Genomic DNA, 18797 nt, shown 5'->3' with positions numbered 1-18797 from the left:
CGCAGAAGTCACGAATCAGTCGTTGAAATCGTCAGTGGCGTAAAGCGCCAATTTGCCCTGGATGAAATCCAGGAAACATTGAATTCGCAGGGCCAGTTGCGAGTTGCGGTAATACACCGCGTTGATTGGCTGGCGGTAACCACTGTTGAATTCGGCCAACAAAACTTTCAAGCGTCCGGCACGGATGTCCTCGATGGTCATGTAATGCGACAGGCTGGCGATGCCCTGGCCTTCCAGCGCCAGGTGGCGGATGGTTTCGCCGCTGGAGGCACTGAGCGAGGCCTGGATCGGCCAGCGGTCACCGTGCACGTAGCGCAGCGGCCATTGGTTGAGGCCTTCGTTCTGGGTGAATCCGAGTAGCGTGTGGCTGGACAGATCGGCCACGGCCTTTGGCGTGCCGTGCTTTTCCAGGTACGCCGGACTGGCGACGATGTGCAGCGGACTGCAGCCCAGGGAACGGGCATGCAGGGTCGAGTCGGCCAGGGTGCCGATGCGGATGGCGATGTCGGTGCTCTGCTCGAGCAGGTCGATGATCAGATCGTTGCTGTTGAGTTCCAGCTGGATCTCCGGGTAGAGCCGGCGGAACTCATCGATGTAGGGCACGATCGCGTGCAGCATGAACGGCGACGCGGCGTTGATGCGCAATCGCCCGGACGGGGTTTGCTGGCGCGAGGAGAGGCGCTCTTCGAGTTCGTCCATCTGATCGAGAATCAGCTTGGCCTGCTCGAAGAAGTACTTGCCCTCCTCGGTCAGGTCCATGCGCCGCGTCGTGCGGTTGATCAAGGTGGTATCGAGCTTGGCCTCCAGCCGCGACAGCGTGCGGCTGACCGCCGATGGCGTCTGCCCCACCTGCTCGGCCGCCGCAGAAATCGACCCGCATTCAATCACGCAGACGAAAATCTGCAACTCATCGGATCTGGCTTTCACGTGGGTTCCTTATCGATAGTCCTGCACAGGTCTGCTGTGTGGGCAACCCTTTGTGGCGAGGGAGCTTGCTCCCGCTGGTGCGCGAAGCGAACCCAAACCCTGCAGACGCGGTGATTCAGGTTGATCTCGCTGGCTGATCTTACGACGGCTTCGCCGCCGAGCGGGAGCAAGCTCCCTCGCCACAGGTCAGGGCCCGCTCCAGACATCGATAGTAGCCGAGCGTCAAGCCTTCAGGCCAAACACCTCAATCAGATGCTGCTCATAGCGCGCCACATCGGCTTCGATGTTCGGGCGCTTCATCACGTCAACGCAGAGAAAGGTCGGCAACCCGGTCATGCCGAGGAATTCGTTGGCCTTGTGGAACGGAAAGTACACCGCATCCACACCTTTGGCTTCGAAGAAGTCGCTTGGGTCATCAAACGCTTGCTGCGGTGCGTTCCAGGTCAGGGACAGCATGTACTGTTTGCCCTGGATCAGGCCGCCGCTGCCGTACTTCTGCGACGCATCGGAACGGGTGCGACCGTCGCTGGCGTAGAGGCTGCCATGGCCTTCGGTGAACACTTCATCGATGTACTTCTTCACGGTCCACGGCGCGCCCATCCACCAGCCGGGCATCTGGTAAATGATCACGTCGGCCCAGAGGAATTTGGCGACTTCTTCCGCGATGTCGTAGCCCTCGTCGATGAACGTGGTTTTGATATCCACGCCGCCACGGTCCAGCACGCTCAATGCGGTTTCGTGGAGGGTGGTGTTGTAGCGGCCATCGGAGTGGGCGAATTTTTTGCCGCCATTGAGCAACAGGACTTTTTTCATGGGTGGTCTCGCAAAGGTCAGAAAATTGAATGGCGGCAGAGTAACGATCCACCTCGCGCGGAATAAGCGCCTCCTCCGCAAAATTCATTTGACCCATACGCAAGAATCAACCAGCGATTGTTGCCTTAGACTGCCCCCCCATTCTGACTTGAGGAGACTTTCCAATGAGTGAACTGCAAGGGTTCATCCTGCACGCCAAGACCCGTCCGGAAAAATCCGACGCTTTCGAAGCGTTTTTCAGTGGCTATGTCGAAGCCAGTCGCGCCGAGCCCGGCTGCATCGAGTACCACATGCTGCGCGACAAGCAGGACCCGACCCTGTTTATCTTCTACGAAATCTGGCAGTCCCGGGCGCATCTCGACGTGCATTCGAACCTGCCGCACATGAAGCAGTTTCTGGATCAGCGCTTTGAATACCTGGAACGAGACTTCGAGATCCGCGACATCGAGATGATCAGCCCGTCGTCTGCTAACCGCTGATCAACAAGTGGCCGCCGAGCACGCCGAGGCCAATGAAAAAAACGCGCTTGAACAACACCGCGCTGATCCGCTGGCGCAACCATTGCCCCAGCAGCATGCCCGACACCGCCGGGATCAGCGCCAGCAATGATGCACCCAACTCTTCACCGCCCAAGGCGCCGCGCCAAAACAGCCCGGCGGCCAGGGCGAGGGTCGAGACGGTGAATGACAGGCCCAGCGCCTGCACCAGCTCATCCTTTTTCAAACCCAGCGCTTGCAGGTAGGGCACCGCCGGAATCACAAAGACGCCCGTGGCTGAGGTGATCACACCCGTCAGTACACCGCACGACGGACCGAGCCAGCGCTCATTGGGCGCACCGATGCGCAGGGTCGGCAGAAACAAGCCGCTCAAGGCATAGAGCAACAGCGCTGCCCCCAATCCCCGCACCACCCAGCGTCCACCGGCCATGCCGATCCACAGCGTCCCCGCCTCCGTGCCGACGAAAATCGCCAGCAGCATCGGCCAGAGTCGTTTGATCAAACCGCGCAAATGCCCGCCGAACGCCAGTTGCCAGACGTTGGTCAGCGTTGCGGGAATGATCAATAACGCAGCAGCCTGCGGCGGCGCCATAGCCAGACCGAGCAAACCCATGGCGATGGTTGGCAGACCCAGGCCGATCACGCCCTTGATCATGCCGGCCAGCAGGAAAGTCGCCATGACCAGCAATGACAGAGCAAAACCAAGATTTTGGTAAAACGGGGCGAGTGTATTCATGGGGCCATGGTGAGCCCGCCGTGGTCGCTTGAAAATCTGCCATATACTGAGTGTGCCTCTCTCCTGACAAGAGGCTGAGGAATGAGGCGCAACGTCCCCTGTAGGAGCGAGCCTGCTCGCGATGGTCGTTAACGATAACGCATGTTTACTGGCTAAACGCGGCGCTCTTGAGTCCATCGCGAGCAGGCTCGCTCCTACAGGGGGCCTGCGAACGACACCCATCCCTTGTGGGAGCGGGCTTGCCCGCGATGGGGCCCTTCCAGACAACTGATATCCAAAGGCCGCCAATGCACTTCGACCTGACCGACCTGCGCCTGTACCTGAACATCCTCGACAGCGGCAACATCACCGCAGGTGCCGCGCGCAGTCACCTGTCGCTGGCGGCAGCGAGCGCACGAATCCGTGCCATGGAAGCGTCGATCGGCATCGATTTTCTCGAGCGCGGACGGCGTGGCGTTACCCCCACGCCTGCGGGAAAGGCCCTGGCTCAGCACGCCCGACGCTTGCTGCAGCACGCCGAACGCATGCAGCAGGACCTGGCCGAATACGCCAACGGCGTCAAAGGTCAGGTGCGGCTGTTGTGCAACACCACCGCGATCACTGAATACCTGCCCGAGCTGCTGGCAGACTTTTTGTGCGAGCATCCCAACCTCGATATCGACCTGCAGGAGTTGCCCAGTGCCCGCATCACCCATGCCTTGCGTCAGGGTGCCGCCGACCTTGGCGTGATCTCCGATGCGGTGGACACTCATGGCCTCGAAACCCTGCCCTTTTGCGACGATCCGCTGGCGCTGATCATGCCACTCGGGCATCCGCTGGCCGACGGTGCAACACCGAGCTTCAACGATACGTTGCGACACGACTTTGTGGGCCTGGCCAGCAACAGTGCACTGGCCGTGTACCTTGAAGAACAGGCATTGCACGCAGGTATCCGCCTGCAAATCCGCATCCGTGCGGAAGGCTTCGACGGGGTGATACGCATGGTCTCGCGCGGCGCCGGGCTGGCGATCGTGCCGCTGGCGGCAATCCAGCGCCAGGCAGTGAGTCAATCGATCAAAAGCTTCGCCCTGAAGGAAGACTGGGCACAACGAAAACTACTGCTGTGCGCCCGCTCATTCACTGGCCTGCCCGGTTATGCCAGAACCTTGCTTGAGGCTTTGCGCGCTAAGTGAGATCGACTTGGCCTTCCTGAAAAACAGGCCATAGACGATCGACAGAATCACCAGGAACGGCACACCGAACACCAACGTCATCTTGAACGCGTCGGTGAAGTAAGTGGTGATCATCACCGCGCCCATCAACAACAACCCCAACAAGGTGCTGTAAGGAAACAGGCGCATGCGGAACGACAGTTTTCGCTCGCCATTGCGCTCGTGGTAGCGACGGAAACAGTAGTGCGTCAGGAAGATCATGAACCAGGTGAAGATGGCGCCGAACATGGAGATCGCCATCATCAGGGTGAACGAGCTTTCCGGGTACAACACGTTGAGCAGGGTCGCCAGTGCAATGCCCGAACTCGACAGCAACAAGGCGTTCAGCGGGATTCCGCTCTTGCTCAACACGCCCATGGACTTGGGTGCATAGCCGCCACGAGAGAGGCTGAACATCATGCGCGTGGTGATGTAGAGCTGACTGTTCATGGCCGACAACGCCGCTATCAGGATCACGAAATTCATCACCCCGGTCGCGCCGGGAATGCCGATGGTTTGCATGACCGTGACGAACGGGCTTTGGGCATGACCGGCCTGAACCCACGGCACGATGGCCAACATCAGGGCCAGGGTCAGCAGGTAAAACACCACCAGCCGCACGATAGTCGCGCGAAAGGCTTTCTTCACGGCGCGCTCGGGGTCCTGCGCTTCACCGGCCGCCACCGCGATCATTTCCACGCTCAGGTAGCTGAAGATCGACACGATCACCGCAACCCACATGCCTTGCAGGCCATTGGGGAAGAAGCCTCCATGGGCGGTGTAGTTGTGCACGCCGTATTGCGGGTTGCCGGAACCGAACACCACATACACCGCCAGGATGATGAAGCCGACAATTGCACCGATCTTGATGGTCGAGAACCAGTACTCAAACGTGCCGAATGTCTTGACGCTGATGGCGTTGAGCACGATCAGCATGCTGGAAAACGAGACGATCCATATCCACTCCGGCACGTTGGCAAACCAGTACTTCATGTACATCGCCACCGCCGTCACTTCCGTACCGACCGCCAGCACAATCGCCGCCCAGTAGGCATAGCGCACCAGGAAACCGGCCAACGGGCTGACATAGAATTCGGCGTAGGCGCCGAAGGATCCCGAGGTCGAATGGGCCACGGTCATTTCCGCCAGGCAGCCCATCAACAGCAAGGTGATGATCGCACCGATGGCGTAGCTGAGCAGCACGCTCGGTCCGGCATAGCCAATGGCGTAGGCGCTGCCCATGAACAGCCCGGTGCCGATCGCACCACCAATGGCGATCATGCTCATTTGCCCCGACGTCAGTTGCCGCCGCAGGCCGTGTTCACGGTTGGATATCGTTTCAAAACCGGCGTTATCGGTCATTTTTATGTCCTCTGAATATTGTCTTTCTTGAAGAGCACGTCGTGGGTTTTACGGGTGGGGATCAGCCACGCACAGCAGGACACGGATCAGAAAATACTCAGTGGATACTCGATGATGACGCGGATTTCGTTGTTGTCCGTGGTGTCGGCCTGCGCCACTTGTGCGGTCGAACGCACGCTGGCCTGGCGCACCCTCACCGACAGGTCCCTGGCCTTGCCCGACTGCACGACATAGCGCGCTTCGATGTCGCGTTCCCAGCGCTTGCCATCATCGCCATAACGCCCATAGGCGCCGTTGGGACCGCCGTCGTAATGGCTGTCGTCGATATGGTCACCGCTGACGTACCGCGACATGAAGCTCAGGCCCGGTACGCCAAACGCGGCCATGTCCAGGTCGTAGCGCAGTTGCCAGGAGCGTTCGTTGGGTGCGTTGAAGTCCAGCACCTGCACCGAGTTGGCCAGGAAGATCGAAGTACCGGGTTGCTGATCGAACCCCAGGTAGTCGAACGGCTCGTCGCCATCGACGCGTTGGTACGCCAGGGTCAAGCGATGGGCACCGAATTTGTAGGCGGTGGCCAACGACCAGGTGGTGTTGTCGATCTTGCCGGCCAGGCTCTGGCCGTCGTCATTGGTACGGTAAATATTGAAATCCAGGTTCAACGACTGGCCTTCGCTCAGCGCAAAGGTGTAGTTGGTGTTGGCGTAGTACTGGCGCCAGATGTCGGTGAACCGCGAACCGTAGAGGCTGACGCTCAGTTGATCGCTCAGGGCGTAGCTGCCGCCCAGGTAGTCGACGCTACGGGTTTCCACGCCGGCATACAGGGCCTTGAGGGCGCCATCTTTATTCGTCGAATTGCCGTCGTTGCCGGAGGTGAAGTGCCCGAGGTCGAGTTGCAGCGCTTTCAGTTCGTTGCTGGTCAGCTGAAAGCCGTTGGCCAATGGCGTAAACAGGCGCGCATTGCCCGTGCCGAACACCGGGTTGAACGGTGCCAGGTTGCCGTACTTGAGTTCGGTGCGGGAGATCCGCGCCTTCAACGCACCGCCCGCTTCGGAGTACTCATCCTCGGGTCGGCCATCGGAGTCGACCGGCAGCAAACCGGTGCCGGTCCGTCCCTTGCCGCTGTCGAGCTTGAGACCCAATTGCGCATGGGCATCGACCCCGAACCCGACAACGCCTTGGGTAAAACCGGAGCGATAATCGAGCAGGATCCCGTGGGCCCATTCGTCCCGATAATTCTGGCCACCGGGATTGTTGAGGTTATTGCGGTAGAAATAGAAGTTACGGTTGGTCAGGGTCAGGCTGCTGTCTTCGACAAATCCATTGTCGGCAGCGCAAGCCCATTGACTCAGACAACTGCTGACGGCGAGCGACAAGGCGGGCCAGAGGGACAGTTTCATTCTGCGTGCTCCTTATTATTGTGTTTGCACAGAACTTTTATTGAGGCGACCGAAGGCCTGCTGCCGGGAAAAGCGGCAGCAAGACAAGGGCATCCGGGGCGTATCAGGTCACGCTGTGGCGGACCTGGAATTGCGCTTGCGACCAGGTTTTGCGGTCCAGGATTTCACCGAGAATCTGCACCGCGTCCCAGACTTCGGTGAAGGTTGTGTACAGCGGGGTGAAGCCGAAACGCATGATCCGCGGTTCGCGGTAGTCACCGATCACGCCCCGCTCGATCAGGGCCTGGATCACCGCATAACCTTCGGGGTGCTCGAAACTGACATGGCTGCCGCGCCTGGCATGTTCACGCGGGGTGACCAGCGTTAGCTCATGGGCGGCGCAGCGCTGCTCGACCAGCTCGATGAACAGGTCCGTCAGCGCCAGGGATTTGCGGCGCAGGGTGGCCATGTCGGTCTGGGCGAAAATATCCAGACCGCATTCGACCATCGCCAATGAGGTGATCGGTTGAGTGCCGCACAAGTAACGCGCGATGCCGCTGCTCGGCTCGTAATGGGACTCCATGGCAAACTGCCGCGAATGCCCGAACCAGCCTGACAGCGGCTGCCCCACCAGGTCACACAACTGCGGATGGACCCAGACAAACGCCTGCGAACCGGGACCGCCGTTGAGGTATTTGTAGGTGCAGCCAATTGCATAGTCGGCTTGCGCCTGATGCAGATCGACCGGCACCGCACCGGCGGAATGCGCCAGGTCCCAGATGGCCAGCGCGCCACATTCGTGGGTCAGCGCGGTCAGAGCCTGCATGTCGTGCATGTAGCCGGTCTTGTAGTTGACGTGGGTGAGCATCACCACGGCGGTGTCCTGGTCAATCGCCTGCGGCAATTCTTCCGGGCTATCGACCAGACGCAGCGTGTAGCCTTGCTGCAGCATGTCGGCCAGACCTTCGGCGATGTACAGGTCGGTGGGAAAGTTGCTGGATTCGGTGACGATCACTCGGCGCGCCGGCGACCGTGCAGCCTGCACGCGTAGGGCGGCGCTGAGTACCTTGAACAGGTTGATCGACGTGGTGTCGGTCACCACCACTTCGCCGTCACGGGCGCCAATCAGGCCGGCCAATCGATTGCCCAGACGCTCGGACAGCTCACGCCAGCCGGCACTGTTCCAACTGCGGATCAGGCCATTGCCCCACTCTTGGGCGACCACCTCCTGAGCACGCGCCAATGCGGCGACCGGTCGAGCGCCCAGCGAATTGCCATCGAGATAAATCACGCCCTCCGGCAGGGCAAACTGCTGGCGTAGCGGCGCGAGAGTGTCCTGGGCATCACGCGCCAGGCAATCGTTTCTTGTTGTCATCGGGTGTCCTGTTCTTGGAAGGTCGTAGCGTTATTTCAGGCGTTGTCGGCCCCTTTTCCGTGGAGAGATAATGAACGAAGCTTTGGAGAATTTTCGTGCAAAGTGAGCGCAGAAAGCGTAGTTATTTCGCATAAAATTCGAATCCATCACCCATAATCGCGGATTTATACGAACCATGAATCTTGACTCGACAGACCTGCGAATCCTCCATCAATTGCAGCTCGATGGCCGTATCAGCAACCAGGAACTGGCAGAGAAAGTCGCCCTGTCGCCGTCGGCCTGTCTGCGCCGATTGCGCCTGCTGGAGAGCGAAGGAATCATCACCGGCTATCGCGCCGTGCTGAATGCCGAACGATTGGGCATCGAGCTGGAAGCCATCGTCCATGTGTCGTTGCGACAGGACGTCGAGGACTGGCACGAGACCTTCATCAAGAAGGTTCAGCTGTGGCCGGAAGTGGTCACGGCCTATGTGATTACCGGGGCGAGCAACTATGTGCTGCGAGTCCAGGCGCGCAACCTCAAACACTTCTCCGATTTCATCGTCAACCACCTGAACCGCACGGCGGGGGTCACCGACATCCGCTCGGAAATCGTCCTGCAGAAAATCAAGGAGCGCGACGATCTGCTGGATTTGGTGGTGCGCAAGTAAGGGGCAAAGCCTGACCTCAGAAGCCGCGCAGGCGCCTGGCTTCGTTGCGCTGCAGGGTCATGCTCGGGGATTCGTCGAACAGCTTGCGGTACTCGGCGGAAAAACGCCCGAGATGGGTGAAGCCCCAGCCCATGGCGATCCCGGAAATATTGCGCGCCGAACCGTGCTCGAGAATCTCCTGGCGCACGGCGTTCAGGCGGTATTTTTTCAGGTAGACCATCGGCGACAGGGCAAAGTACTTCTTGAACGCCTCGAACAATTTGAAGCGCGACACCCCGGCCGCCGCTTCGATGTCCTCAAGGTGCAGCGCTTCCCGGGCGTTGGCGTGAATGTACTGCCGGGCCCGGACCAGATAGTGCGGCAACTTCACGCCCAGCACTGCCCGAAGCTCTTCTGAATAGTTGTTCGGCTGGGCGAGGATCAAGCCTTTGATCAACGAGCTTTCGATGTCCCGGGTGAAGGCCACTTGCTCATAGAGCTCGCTGCTGCGTTCCAGCTCGGCGATGAAATAGCGCGCCATGCGCCACCAGGAGGCCGATGCGCCGTCGACCGCATCCATCACCGGTTCGAAGCGCAGCGGTTCATCCAGCGGCCGTTGCAGCAAGCCCTCCAGGGATTCGCTCATGGCGACGCGGGTGATCACCACCTGAACCTTGCGGCAATCGCCGGAGATCGCCAGCAACTGGTTTTCATTCGGGGAAATGATCACGCCTTGATCACGATCGGACTTGAGCACACTGCCGTTCTTGCTCAACTCCTGCTCGCCCACCAACGGCAAGCTCAGGCTGTAACTGCTGAAGTGCTCGGGGTCTTCGATATCGATGGTGACATCGGTGCCGTATTCGATGGTACCCAGGGTGGTGGCCATCGATTTGAACATGTTGGCGCTGTGGTGAAAGCGGATCCGCTCGGGTGTCGCGGTCACGAGTCGATGGGGCCCGCAGATGCCGGACATCCAGCTTCTCGCGGCCTCAAGGTCATCGCTGTCGACACGAATGTCGCGACACTGCGGATCAGTTTTGCTGTTCATCACGGTGCACTCGCAGGCTTCTTTTAGCGCGCTCTGACGGCGCGTCTCCGGCTGGAAAAAGGCAAGTACCAAGCCATAAAACGCCAAGGCCAACTGAATGGATAGCAATCCCTGACTAAGTGGATAACGGCGTGAGTCAGGGGCAGGGAAACGCTATCAAACGGCACTCGACGTCCGACAAAACAGTAACTCATTGCTGCAAATGGGTGCAGCCGTTCATCGCCTGGTGCGCGGTTTGAGTCGTCCCTGCCCAACGCGTTACACGGGTGTTACCCGAACGGGCCAGCACCTGTGTCGTCCGCTACCAATTTTATGGACTGCCTTCGCCCACAAACCGGATAGACCCCTGCCCGCCCCACTCCCTCTAATGAGCACACCGATTAGCCCCAACAAAAACAGGTACACACCCATGAGTGGCGAAAAGAACGTCGAGCAGTGGAAAGCGTTTATCCAGGGCTGCCTGGATTTCCGTCCGGCAGAAGGCGTGTTCCGCATTGCCCGGGACATTTTCACCGAACCGCAGTTGTTCGATCTGGAGATGGAACTGATCTTCGAGAAGAACTGGATCTACGCCTGCCACGAAAGCGAGCTGGCCAACAATCACGACTTCGTCACCATGCGCGCCGGCCGTCAGCCGATGATCATTACCCGCGACGGCGACGGTCAACTCAACGCGCTGATCAACGCCTGCCAGCATCGCGGCACCACCTTGACCCGGGTCGGCAAGGGCAACCAGTCGACCTTCACTTGCCCTTTCCACGCCTGGTGCTACAAAAGCGACGGCCGCCTGGTGAAGGTCAAGGCGCCTGGCGAGTACCCGGAAGGTTTCGACAAGGCCACCCGCGGCCTGAAAAAAGCCCGCATCCAGAGCTACAAGGGTTTCGTCTTCATCAGCCTGGACGTGCATGCGGACAACAGCCTGGAAGACTTCCTCGGCGACGCCAGGGTGTTCTTCGACATGATGGTCGCCCAGTCGCCCACCGGTGAGCTGGAAGTACTGCCCGGCAAGTCGGCCTACACCTACGACGGCAACTGGAAACTGCAGAACGAAAACGGCCTCGACGGTTATCACGTCAGCACCGTCCACTACAACTACGTGGCCACCGTGCAGCATCGCCAGCAGGTCAACAGCGAGAACGGCACCGCCGCTGGCAGTACCCTCGACTACAGCAAACTCGGTGCCGGCGATGCCAACACCGATGACGGCTGGTTCGCGTTCAACAACGGTCACAGCCTGTTGTTCAGCGACATGCCGAACCCGACCGTACGCTCGGGTTACGCGACGATCATGCCGCGCCTGATCGAAGAACACGGCCAGCAAAAGGCCGAATGGATGATGCATCGCCTGCGCAACCTGAACATCTACCCCAGCCTGTTTTTCCTCGACCAGATCAGCTCGCAGCTGCGCATCATCCGCCCGGTGGCGTGGAACAAGACCGAGATCATCAGCCAGTGCCTGGGGGTGAAAAACGAGTCTGACGCCGACCGCGAAAACCGCATTCGCCAGTTCGAGGACTTCTTCAACGTCTCGGGCCTCGGCACGCCGGATGACCTGGTGGAATTCCGCGAAGCCCAGCGCGGCTTCCAGGCACGCCTGGAGCGTTGGAGCGACATTTCCCGTGGCAGCCACCGATGGGCTACCGGCGCCACGCCCAACAGCGAGGCGATCGGCATCGCCCCGGCCATCACCGGCACCGAATTCACCCACGAAGGCCTTTACGTCAACCAGCACAGCAACTGGCAGAAATTCCTGCTCGATGGCCTGGATGCGAAATCCCTGAAACTCCGTGAGGTGCAATGATGAATGCGCAATTGCAGTACCAGATCGAACAGTTCTTCTATCGCAAATCCGAACTGTGCGATGCCCAGGATTGGGACGCCTATATCAAGCTGTTCGACGAGCAGAGCGAATTCCACCTGCCGCAATGGGATTCGGAACACGTCTACACCCGCGACCCCAAACGCGAAATGTCGCTGATCTACTACCCCAACCGTTCAGGCCTGGAGGACCGCGTGTTCCGCCTGCGCACGGGCAAGTCTGCGTCCTCGACACCGATGCCGCGCACCTTGCACCTGATCAACAACGTGCGGATCGACGAACTCGAAAACGGTGAGCTGGAAGTGCGCCTGAACTGGCACACGCTGTTCTATCGCCTGGCCACGTCGGAGCAGTTCTACGGCCGCGCGACCTACCGGCTCAAGCCCCACGCCGACAGCTGGCTGATCAGCCGCAAGCATGTGTTGTTGCTCAACGACACCATCAACTCGGTACTCGACTTCTACCACCTCTGAATCCCGGGAGACCGAGGCATGAATCACAAAGTAGCGTTCAGCTTTGCCGACGGCAAAACGCTGTTCTTTCCCGTGCAGGCCAACGAAATCCTGCTCGACGCCGCCCTGCGCAACGGCATCAGCATTCCCCTCGATTGCCGCGAAGGCGTCTGCGGAACCTGTCAGGGCCGCTGCGAATCAGGCGATTACAGCCAGGATTATGTGGACGAGGAGGCGCTCTCCAGTCAGGACCTGCAGCAACGCAAAATGCTCACCTGCCAGACCCGGGTGAAGTCCGATGCGGCGTTCTATTTCGACTTCGCCTCCAGCCTGTGCAATGCCAGCGGCCCTGACCGTCTCAAGGGTACGGTCACGGATGTGCGGCAGATTTCGGCCAGCACGGCGATTCTGCACCTGGACCTCGGCACCGCAGCCCAAGCTCTGGATTACCTGCCGGGGCAATACGCGCGACTGAGGATTCCGGGCACGGAAAGCCTGCGCTCCTACTCGTTCGCCAACCGCCCAAGCAGCCGCAATCAGTTGCAATTCCTGATCCGCCTGCTGCCCGACGGCGTCATGAGCAACTACATTCGCGAACGCTGCCAGGTGGGCGACGAAATCGCCCTGGAAGCACCACTGGGCGCCTTCTACCTTCGCCACGTCGCCAAACCGTTGATCCTGGTCGCGGGCGGCACCGGACTCTCGGCACTGCTGGGGATGCTCGACGAATTGGCCGAGCGCGGCTGCGAACAACCGGTGCACCTGTACTACGGCGTGCGCGACGCGGCCGATCTGTGCGAACGGGCACGCATCGATGCCTATGCCGAACGCATTCCAGGCTTTCGCTACACCGAAGTGGTCAGCGACCCGTCACCGCAATGGAGCGGAAAACGCGGCTACATCGCCGAGCACTTCAATGCCAGTGAACTGCGCGATGGCGAGGCCGACATGTACGTCTGCGGGCCACCACCGATGGTCGAATCGATCAAGACCTGGCTGCAGGAGCAGGCCCTGGACAACGTTCACCTGTATTACGAGAAGTTCACTGAGAGTAATATCTGACCCTTCAAATCATGCCTGACAACAATGACCAGAAGGGAACGCGATGGCGGATGAAATCTTGCAACAGGGGACGCTCAAGCGAGGGTTGAAAAATCGACACATTCAACTGATCGCGTTGGGTGGAGCCATCGGTACCGGGCTGTTCCTGGGCTCGGCCGGCGTGCTCAAGTCCGCCGGGCCATCGATGATCCTCGGCTATGCGATAGCCGGCTTCATCGCCTTCCTGATCATGCGCCAACTGGGCGAAATGATTGTCGAGGAGCCGGTGGCCGGCTCCTTCAGTCATTTTGCCCACAACTACTGGGGTAGTTTTGCCGGCTTCCTGTCCGGCTGGAACTATTGGGTGCTGTATGTGTTGGTGGGCATGGCCGAACTGACGGCCGTGGGTAAATACATACAGTTCTGGTGGCCGGAGGTGCCGACCTGGGTCAGCGCGGCGGTGTTCTTTGTGCTGGTCAACCTGATCAACACGCTCAACGTGAAAATCTTCGGCGAAATGGAGTTCTGGTTCGCGATCATCAAGGTCGTGGCCATCATCGGCATGATTGCCCTGGGTTGCTACATGCTGTTCAGCGGCACGGGCGGCCCGCAGGCAGCGGTGAGCAACCTGTGGAGCCATGGCGGTTTCTTCCCCAACGGCTACAGCGGCTTGCTGATGGCGATGGCGTTCATCATGTTCTCTTTCGGTGGCCTGGAGCTGGTCGGCATCACCGCCGCTGAAGCCAGCGAGCCGAGAAAGGTCATTCCCAAGGCGATCAACCAGGTGGTTTACCGCGTGCTGATCTTCTACGTCGGCGCCCTCACCGTATTGCTCTCGCTGTATCCGTGGGACCAACTGTTGCAAACGCTGGGCGCATCGGGCGATGCCTACAGCGGCAGCCCGTTCGTGCAGATCTTCTCGCTGATCGGCAGCAACACCGCCGCGCAGATCCTCAACTTTGTGGTGCTCACCGCGGCGCTCTCGGTCTATAACAGCGGCGTGTACTGCAACAGCCGCATGCTCTACGGCCTGGCCGAACAGGGCGATGCACCGAAGTCGCTGATGAAATTGAACAAGCAGGGCGTTCCGGTACGGGCGCTGGGCGTATCAGCCCTGATCACCATGCTGGCGGTGCTGGTCAACTATGTCGCCCCGCATGAAGCGCTCGAATTGCTGTTCGCACTGGTGGTCGCTTCGCTGATGATCAACTGGGCGCTGATCAGTCTCACGCACCTGAAATTTCGCAAGGCCATGGGCCAACGCGGCATCGTGCCAGGCTTCAAGGCATTCTGGTCGCCCTACACCAATTACCTGTGCCTGCTGTTCATGGCCGTAATCATCTGCGTCATCTGGATGATTCCGCCGGTACGCGCGTCGGTTTACGCCATGCCGGTCTGGGTGTTGTTCATCTACGGTTGCTACCGGATACGCATGGCCAGGCATCGGAACTTGCCAGTGGCTGAGTAGCCGCACACAAAAACGCCCCGGTATTCCATGAATGCCGGGGCGTTTTTTATTCGCGGGTCAGCGGACGCAAAATCGCCCTCACCGGGCTGGCGTCCAGGTTGGCAAAGCGCAACGGCAGCGCGATCAACTCGTAATCCCCTTCCGGGACGTCATCGAGCACGATGCCCTCAAGAATGGCCATGCCGTGGCGCGCCACTGCGTTGTGCGAATCCATGGTCTTGGATTGCTGCGGGTCCAGCGATGGGGTGTCGATACCGATCAGGCGCACGCCGAGACTGGCCAGCAGGTCGACGGTGTCTTTGCCGACGGCGGTAAAGTCCGGGTCCCAGGTGGTCAGTGGCGCCTGGCGATAGGTGCGCAGCAGGACGCGTTCGGGCAGGTTGTGCAAACGACCCTGCAATTGCCCGGGCTGCACCAGGCGGCCGCTGTCCAGGCAGTGCAACACGCGGCACGGCCCGATGTAGATGTCGAGCGACACATCGCCAATGGCCGCACCGTCCGCGCTGTAGTGCAACGGTGCATCGACATGGGCGCCCGTGTGCGGCGACAGGGTGATGCGCCCGACATTCACCGGGCACTCCGGCCCCAGGCTCCAGACGCGCTCTTCCTGAAACGGCGTATCACCCGGCCAGGTCGGTGTTGCAGTGCTCAAGGGCGGGCTGATATCCCACCACGACATTGTTTTTTTCATTGCCACGCTCTCGGCCTTTTCCGAGATCAATGATACGAGCGATGGTTGTGCAGGTTCTTGCGAAAACCTGCGGCAATGCCGGGTGCTTTCGCAAAAAATGCCGGGAATCGATGGTTTCCCGACAGGAAATTTCAACGCCAAAAACAGCGGCCTTCATCCATCGGGATGTGCGCGAATGGATGCTGGCCGCTGCGTTTCTGGATACCTCGATGTCGAGCACAGACAACTGACGCACAACCAAGCCCTATAGGGTGCGACTTCAGTTCTCCCTAACGCTCGGAGTCATCATGACCGCACCGATTACAGTTCTTCGCGACACTCACCCGCTGCCGGTGCTCGACGCCTGCAAATGGGAAAAGCTCGAAGGCGATCCGCATACCGTCAACCTCAACGCCTACACCAGCGAAGACGGCAGCAAGATCATGGGCACCTGGATCTGCACGCCGGGCAAGTGGTACGTGGAATACGTGAAGTGGGAGTACTGCCACTTCCAGGAAGGCTACTGCATCATCACACCGGAAGGCATGGCGCCGATCCACCTGCGCGCCGGTGACATTTTCGTCATCGAGCCAGGCATGAAAGGCACGTGGGAAGTGGTGGAAACCGTACGCAAGTATTTCGTGTTTGCCTGATACAAAAAAACCGGGGGATCACCCGACGTGATCTCCCGGTAAATGTCGATAGGTACATGCTGCCCCTGTGGGAGCGAGCCTGCTCGCGATGGCGGACTCACATTCAACATTTTCGTCGACTGTCACACCGCTATCGCGAGCAGGCTCGCTCCCACAGGTTTTCCGCGCGATTATTGCGGTTTGCGATAGCTGTTGATGATCGCCGAGAAGTCGTTCCCGCCTTCCCCACGCAAACTCATCGCCTGATACAGCTGCTGGGCCACCGCGCCGAGCACCACCGGTTGATGTGCCTGACGTGCCGCTTCGGTGGCCAGCCCCAGGTCCTTGAGCATCAGTTCGGCACCGAAACCGCCGGTATAGCCCCGTGACGCAGGCGCCGTTTCGACGATGCCCGGCCATGGGTTGTACATCTCCGAACTCCAGCAACGCCCGGTGGAGCTGTTGATGATGCCCGCCAGCACCTTGGTGTCGATCCCCAGGGCATCGCCCAGGGCCATGGCCTCGCTGACGCCGACCATGGAAATCCCCAGCAGCAGGTTGTTGCAGATTTTAGCGATTTGCCCGGTACCGACCTCACCGCAATGGACGATGTTGCGGCCCATCTGTGCGAGTACCGGTTGCAGGGTGGCGAACAGTTCCGGGGTGGCGCCGACCATGAACGTCAGCGTCCCGGCGGCGGCCCCACCCGTACCGCCGGACACCGGGGCATCGGCCATGGCCACGCCCTGTTTGGCGGCAGCGGCGGCCACGTCACGCGCGGTTTGCGGGTCGATGGTGCTGCAATCCACCGCCGGTACGCCTTGGCCGATACCGGCCAGAACGCCGTCTTCTCCCAGCCAGACGCTGCGCACATGCACGGCCGCCGGCAGCATGGTGATCACCAGCTCTGCACCCTCCGCCGCTTCCCGGGCCGAGGCGCTGATGCTGCCGCCCAACTGTTCAAGTTCCGCCAGTACGGCTTTGTTCAGGTCGACCAGGCGCAGGGCATGGCCGGCCTTGATCAGATTGCGCGCCATCGGCGCGCCCATGTTGCCCAGACCGATAAAAGCAATTTTCATGTCCGGCTCCTTAACGCAAGTTGATGGTGGTGTTCACACCGTCATTGACGCTGTCGTCATCGAACCAGCGACTGGTGACAGTCTTGGTCTGAGTGTAGAACTGCACCACTTGCTTGCCGTACGGGCCGAGGTCGCCGAGTTTCGAACCACGGGAACCGGTGAAGCTGAAGAAGGGCACCGGCACCGGAATCGGGATGTTGATACCGACCTGGCCGACGTCGATTTCACTCTGGAATTTGCGCGCCGCCGCACCGCTCTGGGTGAACAGGCCGGTGCCGTTGCCGAACGGGTTGGCGTTGACCAGGGCGATGGCCTCGTCAAGGGTATTGACCTCCAGCACCACCAGCACCGGGCCGAAGATTTCCTGGGTGTAGATCTGCATGTCGGTGGTCACCCCGGAGAACAGTGTCGGGCCGACAAAGTTGCCCTGCTCGAAACCGGGGACCTTGATGTCACGACCGTCCAGCTCCAGTTTCGCGCCTTCCTTGATGCCGCTTTCGATCAGATCGAGAATCCGCGCCTTGGCCTTTTTCGAGATCACCGGCCCTACGTCGGTGCCCGGCTCACTGCCCGCATTGACCTTGAGTTTTTGCGCCAGCGCCTTGAGGTCAGGCAGCCACTGCTTGGCCGCCCCCACCAGCACCACCACCGAGGTGGCCATGCAACGTTGACCGGCCGCGCCGAAACCGGCACCGACCAGCGCATTCAGCGCTTGTTCGCGATTGGCATCCGGCAGCACCACGGCGTGGTTCTTGGCGCCCATCATCGACTGCACGCGCTTGCCGTGCTTGCCGGCCAGGTCGTAGACGTGAGTGCCGACTGCGGTCGAGCCGACGAACGAAACCGCCTTGATATCCTTGTGGGTGCAGAGCGCATCCACCACGTCCTTGCCACCGTGCACGACGTTGAGCACGCCCGCCGGAACGCCGGCTTCGATCGCCAGTTCCACCAGCAGCATGGTCGACAGCGGGTCCTGCTCGGACGGCTTGAGTACGAAGGTGTTGCCGCAAGCGATGGCCATCGGGAACATCCACAGCGGAATCATCGCCGGGAAGTTGAACGGGGTGATGCCGGCGCAGACGCCGATCGGTTGACGCAGGGTATAGGTGTCGACCCCACCGGCCACGTTTTCAGCGAACTCGCCCATTTGCAGGGTGCCAATGGAGCACGCGTGTTCGACCACTTCCAGGCCACGGAAAATGTCGCCCTCGGCGTCGGCAATGGTTTTGCCTTGTTCGTTGCTCAGCACCACGGCGATACGTTTGGAATGTTCGCGTATCAACGCCTGCAGCTTGAGCATGATGCGCATCCGCGCGCCGATTGGCGTCAGCTTCCAGGTCTGGAAGGCGCGATGGGCGGCGCTGATCGCGGCGTCGACTTCTTCGGAGGTGGCAAACGGCACCTTGGCCAGCACCTGTTGGGTCGCCGGGTTGATGATGTCGTGCCATTCAGTGGTCTTGGATTCGACCCACTCGCCATCGATCAACAGCTTGACCTTGTGCAGCGTGGTTTCGTTAGGCGTAAGCGAAGCGTTCATGTGGGTCTCCGGATGTTTGTTTTTATCTTGGGAGCCAAGGCGAAAAAGTCGCCTTGCGATGAGGCGTGTGCCGCGAATTGGTTGTGGGACTGTTTTTGGAGTATAGATGTGCAAACTTCTAATAAGAACGCACATAAAAGCCGG

At 60.1% G+C, this 18797-nt stretch carries 18 protein-coding genes; 8 read left to right on the top strand and 10 right to left on the bottom strand.

Features of this window, described 5'->3' with window-relative positions; genetic code table 11:
- Nucleotides 1–15: 15 nt before the first annotated feature.
- Nucleotides 16–927 carry a LysR family transcriptional regulator gene (locus ACGJAX_RS09590; protein ID WP_090315777.1) on the bottom strand — a complete coding sequence of 304 codons (912 nt, stop codon included), beginning with the start codon at nt 925–927 and terminating at the stop codon, nt 16–18.
- Between the two features lie 222 nt (nt 928–1149).
- Nucleotides 1150–1740 carry an NAD(P)H-dependent oxidoreductase gene (locus tag ACGJAX_RS09585; protein WP_390958588.1) on the bottom strand — a complete coding sequence of 197 codons (591 nt, stop codon included), beginning with the start codon at nt 1738–1740 and terminating at the stop codon, nt 1150–1152.
- 164 nt (nt 1741–1904) lie between these two features.
- On the opposite strand from ACGJAX_RS09585, the gene ACGJAX_RS09580 reads away from it, so the two are divergent.
- Nucleotides 1905–2219, top strand: coding sequence for a putative quinol monooxygenase (locus ACGJAX_RS09580; RefSeq protein WP_247257641.1), 315 nt, complete (start codon nt 1905–1907; stop codon nt 2217–2219).
- Here ACGJAX_RS09580 and ACGJAX_RS09575 read toward each other — a convergent pair.
- Nucleotides 2209–2973, bottom strand: coding sequence for a TSUP family transporter (locus ACGJAX_RS09575; RefSeq protein ID WP_390958586.1), 765 nt, complete (start codon nt 2971–2973; stop codon nt 2209–2211). The two genes, ACGJAX_RS09580 and ACGJAX_RS09575, sit on opposite strands and share 11 nt — an antisense overlap.
- Before the next feature lie 287 nt (nt 2974–3260).
- Between ACGJAX_RS09575 and ACGJAX_RS09570 the strand changes: the two genes are divergently transcribed.
- Nucleotides 3261–4145: a LysR substrate-binding domain-containing protein gene (locus ACGJAX_RS09570; protein ID WP_390958584.1), complete on the top strand. Its 885-nt coding sequence runs from the start codon at nt 3261–3263 to the stop codon at nt 4143–4145.
- Here the strand turns inward: ACGJAX_RS09570 and ACGJAX_RS09565 are convergent.
- From ACGJAX_RS09565 to kynU, 3 genes are all read right to left on the bottom strand, one after another.
- Entirely contained in the window at nt 4086–5525 is a 1440-nt protein-coding gene (locus tag ACGJAX_RS09565) for an amino acid permease (RefSeq protein ID WP_390958582.1), read from the bottom strand. The two genes, ACGJAX_RS09570 and ACGJAX_RS09565, sit on opposite strands and share 60 nt — an antisense overlap.
- Nucleotides 5526–5611: 86 nt before the next feature.
- Complete coding sequence (locus ACGJAX_RS09560) at nt 5612–6922, bottom strand: OprD family outer membrane porin (RefSeq protein WP_390958580.1); 1311 nt, start codon at nt 6920–6922, stop codon at nt 5612–5614.
- Nucleotides 6923–7025: 103 nt separating this feature from the next.
- Nucleotides 7026–8276: a kynureninase gene (gene kynU, locus ACGJAX_RS09555; RefSeq protein ID WP_390958578.1), complete on the bottom strand. Its 1251-nt coding sequence runs from the start codon at nt 8274–8276 to the stop codon at nt 7026–7028.
- A 175-nt stretch (nt 8277–8451) separates the two neighbouring features.
- Between kynU and ACGJAX_RS09550 the strand changes: the two genes are divergently transcribed.
- Complete coding sequence (locus ACGJAX_RS09550; RefSeq protein WP_090315751.1) at nt 8452–8925, top strand: Lrp/AsnC family transcriptional regulator; 474 nt, start codon at nt 8452–8454, stop codon at nt 8923–8925.
- 16 nt (nt 8926–8941) lie between these two features.
- On the opposite strand, the gene ACGJAX_RS09545 is transcribed toward ACGJAX_RS09550, so the two are convergent.
- The gene (locus ACGJAX_RS09545) at nt 8942–9955 is read right to left on the bottom strand and encodes a helix-turn-helix domain-containing protein (RefSeq protein WP_090318299.1); all 1014 of its coding nucleotides are present in this window, start codon (nt 9953–9955) and stop codon (nt 8942–8944) included.
- A gap of 409 nt (nt 9956–10364) precedes the next feature.
- On the opposite strand from ACGJAX_RS09545, the gene antA reads away from it, so the two are divergent.
- From antA to ACGJAX_RS09525, 4 genes are read left to right on the top strand one after another with little or no spacing between them, the layout of a single operon-like run.
- Nucleotides 10365–11756 carry an anthranilate 1,2-dioxygenase large subunit gene (gene antA / locus ACGJAX_RS09540; protein WP_390958575.1) on the top strand — a complete coding sequence of 464 codons (1392 nt, stop codon included), beginning with the start codon at nt 10365–10367 and terminating at the stop codon, nt 11754–11756.
- Nucleotides 11756–12247 carry an anthranilate 1,2-dioxygenase small subunit gene (antB, locus tag ACGJAX_RS09535; protein ID WP_090315743.1) on the top strand — a complete coding sequence of 164 codons (492 nt, stop codon included), beginning with the start codon at nt 11756–11758 and terminating at the stop codon, nt 12245–12247. Before antA ends, antB begins: the two co-directional genes overlap by 1 nt.
- Before the next feature lie 18 nt (nt 12248–12265).
- Nucleotides 12266–13288: an anthranilate 1,2-dioxygenase electron transfer component AntC gene (antC, locus tag ACGJAX_RS09530; protein WP_390958573.1), complete on the top strand. Its 1023-nt coding sequence runs from the start codon at nt 12266–12268 to the stop codon at nt 13286–13288.
- A 43-nt stretch (nt 13289–13331) separates the two neighbouring features.
- On the top strand, nt 13332–14735 hold the full coding sequence (locus ACGJAX_RS09525) for an amino acid permease (protein WP_090315735.1): 1404 nt from the start codon (nt 13332–13334) through the stop codon (nt 14733–14735).
- 46 nt (nt 14736–14781) lie between these two features.
- On the opposite strand, the gene kynB is transcribed toward ACGJAX_RS09525, so the two are convergent.
- Nucleotides 14782–15426, bottom strand: coding sequence for an arylformamidase (gene kynB, locus ACGJAX_RS09520; RefSeq protein ID WP_390958571.1), 645 nt, complete (start codon nt 15424–15426; stop codon nt 14782–14784).
- A gap of 287 nt (nt 15427–15713) precedes the next feature.
- On the opposite strand from kynB, the gene ACGJAX_RS09515 reads away from it, so the two are divergent.
- On the top strand, nt 15714–16058 hold the full coding sequence (locus tag ACGJAX_RS09515) for a cupin domain-containing protein (RefSeq protein WP_007900627.1): 345 nt from the start codon (nt 15714–15716) through the stop codon (nt 16056–16058).
- Between the two features lie 170 nt (nt 16059–16228).
- Here ACGJAX_RS09515 and mmsB read toward each other — a convergent pair whose 3' ends face one another.
- Both mmsB and ACGJAX_RS09505 read right to left on the bottom strand, forming a co-directional pair.
- Nucleotides 16229–17116 (bottom strand): 3-hydroxyisobutyrate dehydrogenase, encoded by an 888-nt coding sequence (gene mmsB, locus ACGJAX_RS09510; RefSeq protein ID WP_390958569.1) that lies wholly within the window; start codon nt 17114–17116, stop codon nt 16229–16231.
- Between the two features lie 10 nt (nt 17117–17126).
- On the bottom strand, nt 17127–18653 hold the full coding sequence (locus ACGJAX_RS09505; protein ID WP_090315715.1) for a CoA-acylating methylmalonate-semialdehyde dehydrogenase: 1527 nt from the start codon (nt 18651–18653) through the stop codon (nt 17127–17129).
- Nucleotides 18654–18797: the final 144 nt, after the last annotated feature.

It is taken from the genome of Pseudomonas moorei, assembly GCF_042846945.1.
Lineage (GTDB): Bacteria > Pseudomonadota > Gammaproteobacteria > Pseudomonadales > Pseudomonadaceae > Aquipseudomonas > Aquipseudomonas moorei.
The sequence above is the reverse complement of the archived record's forward strand: the minus strand, read 5'-3'. Positions and strand labels throughout refer to the sequence as shown.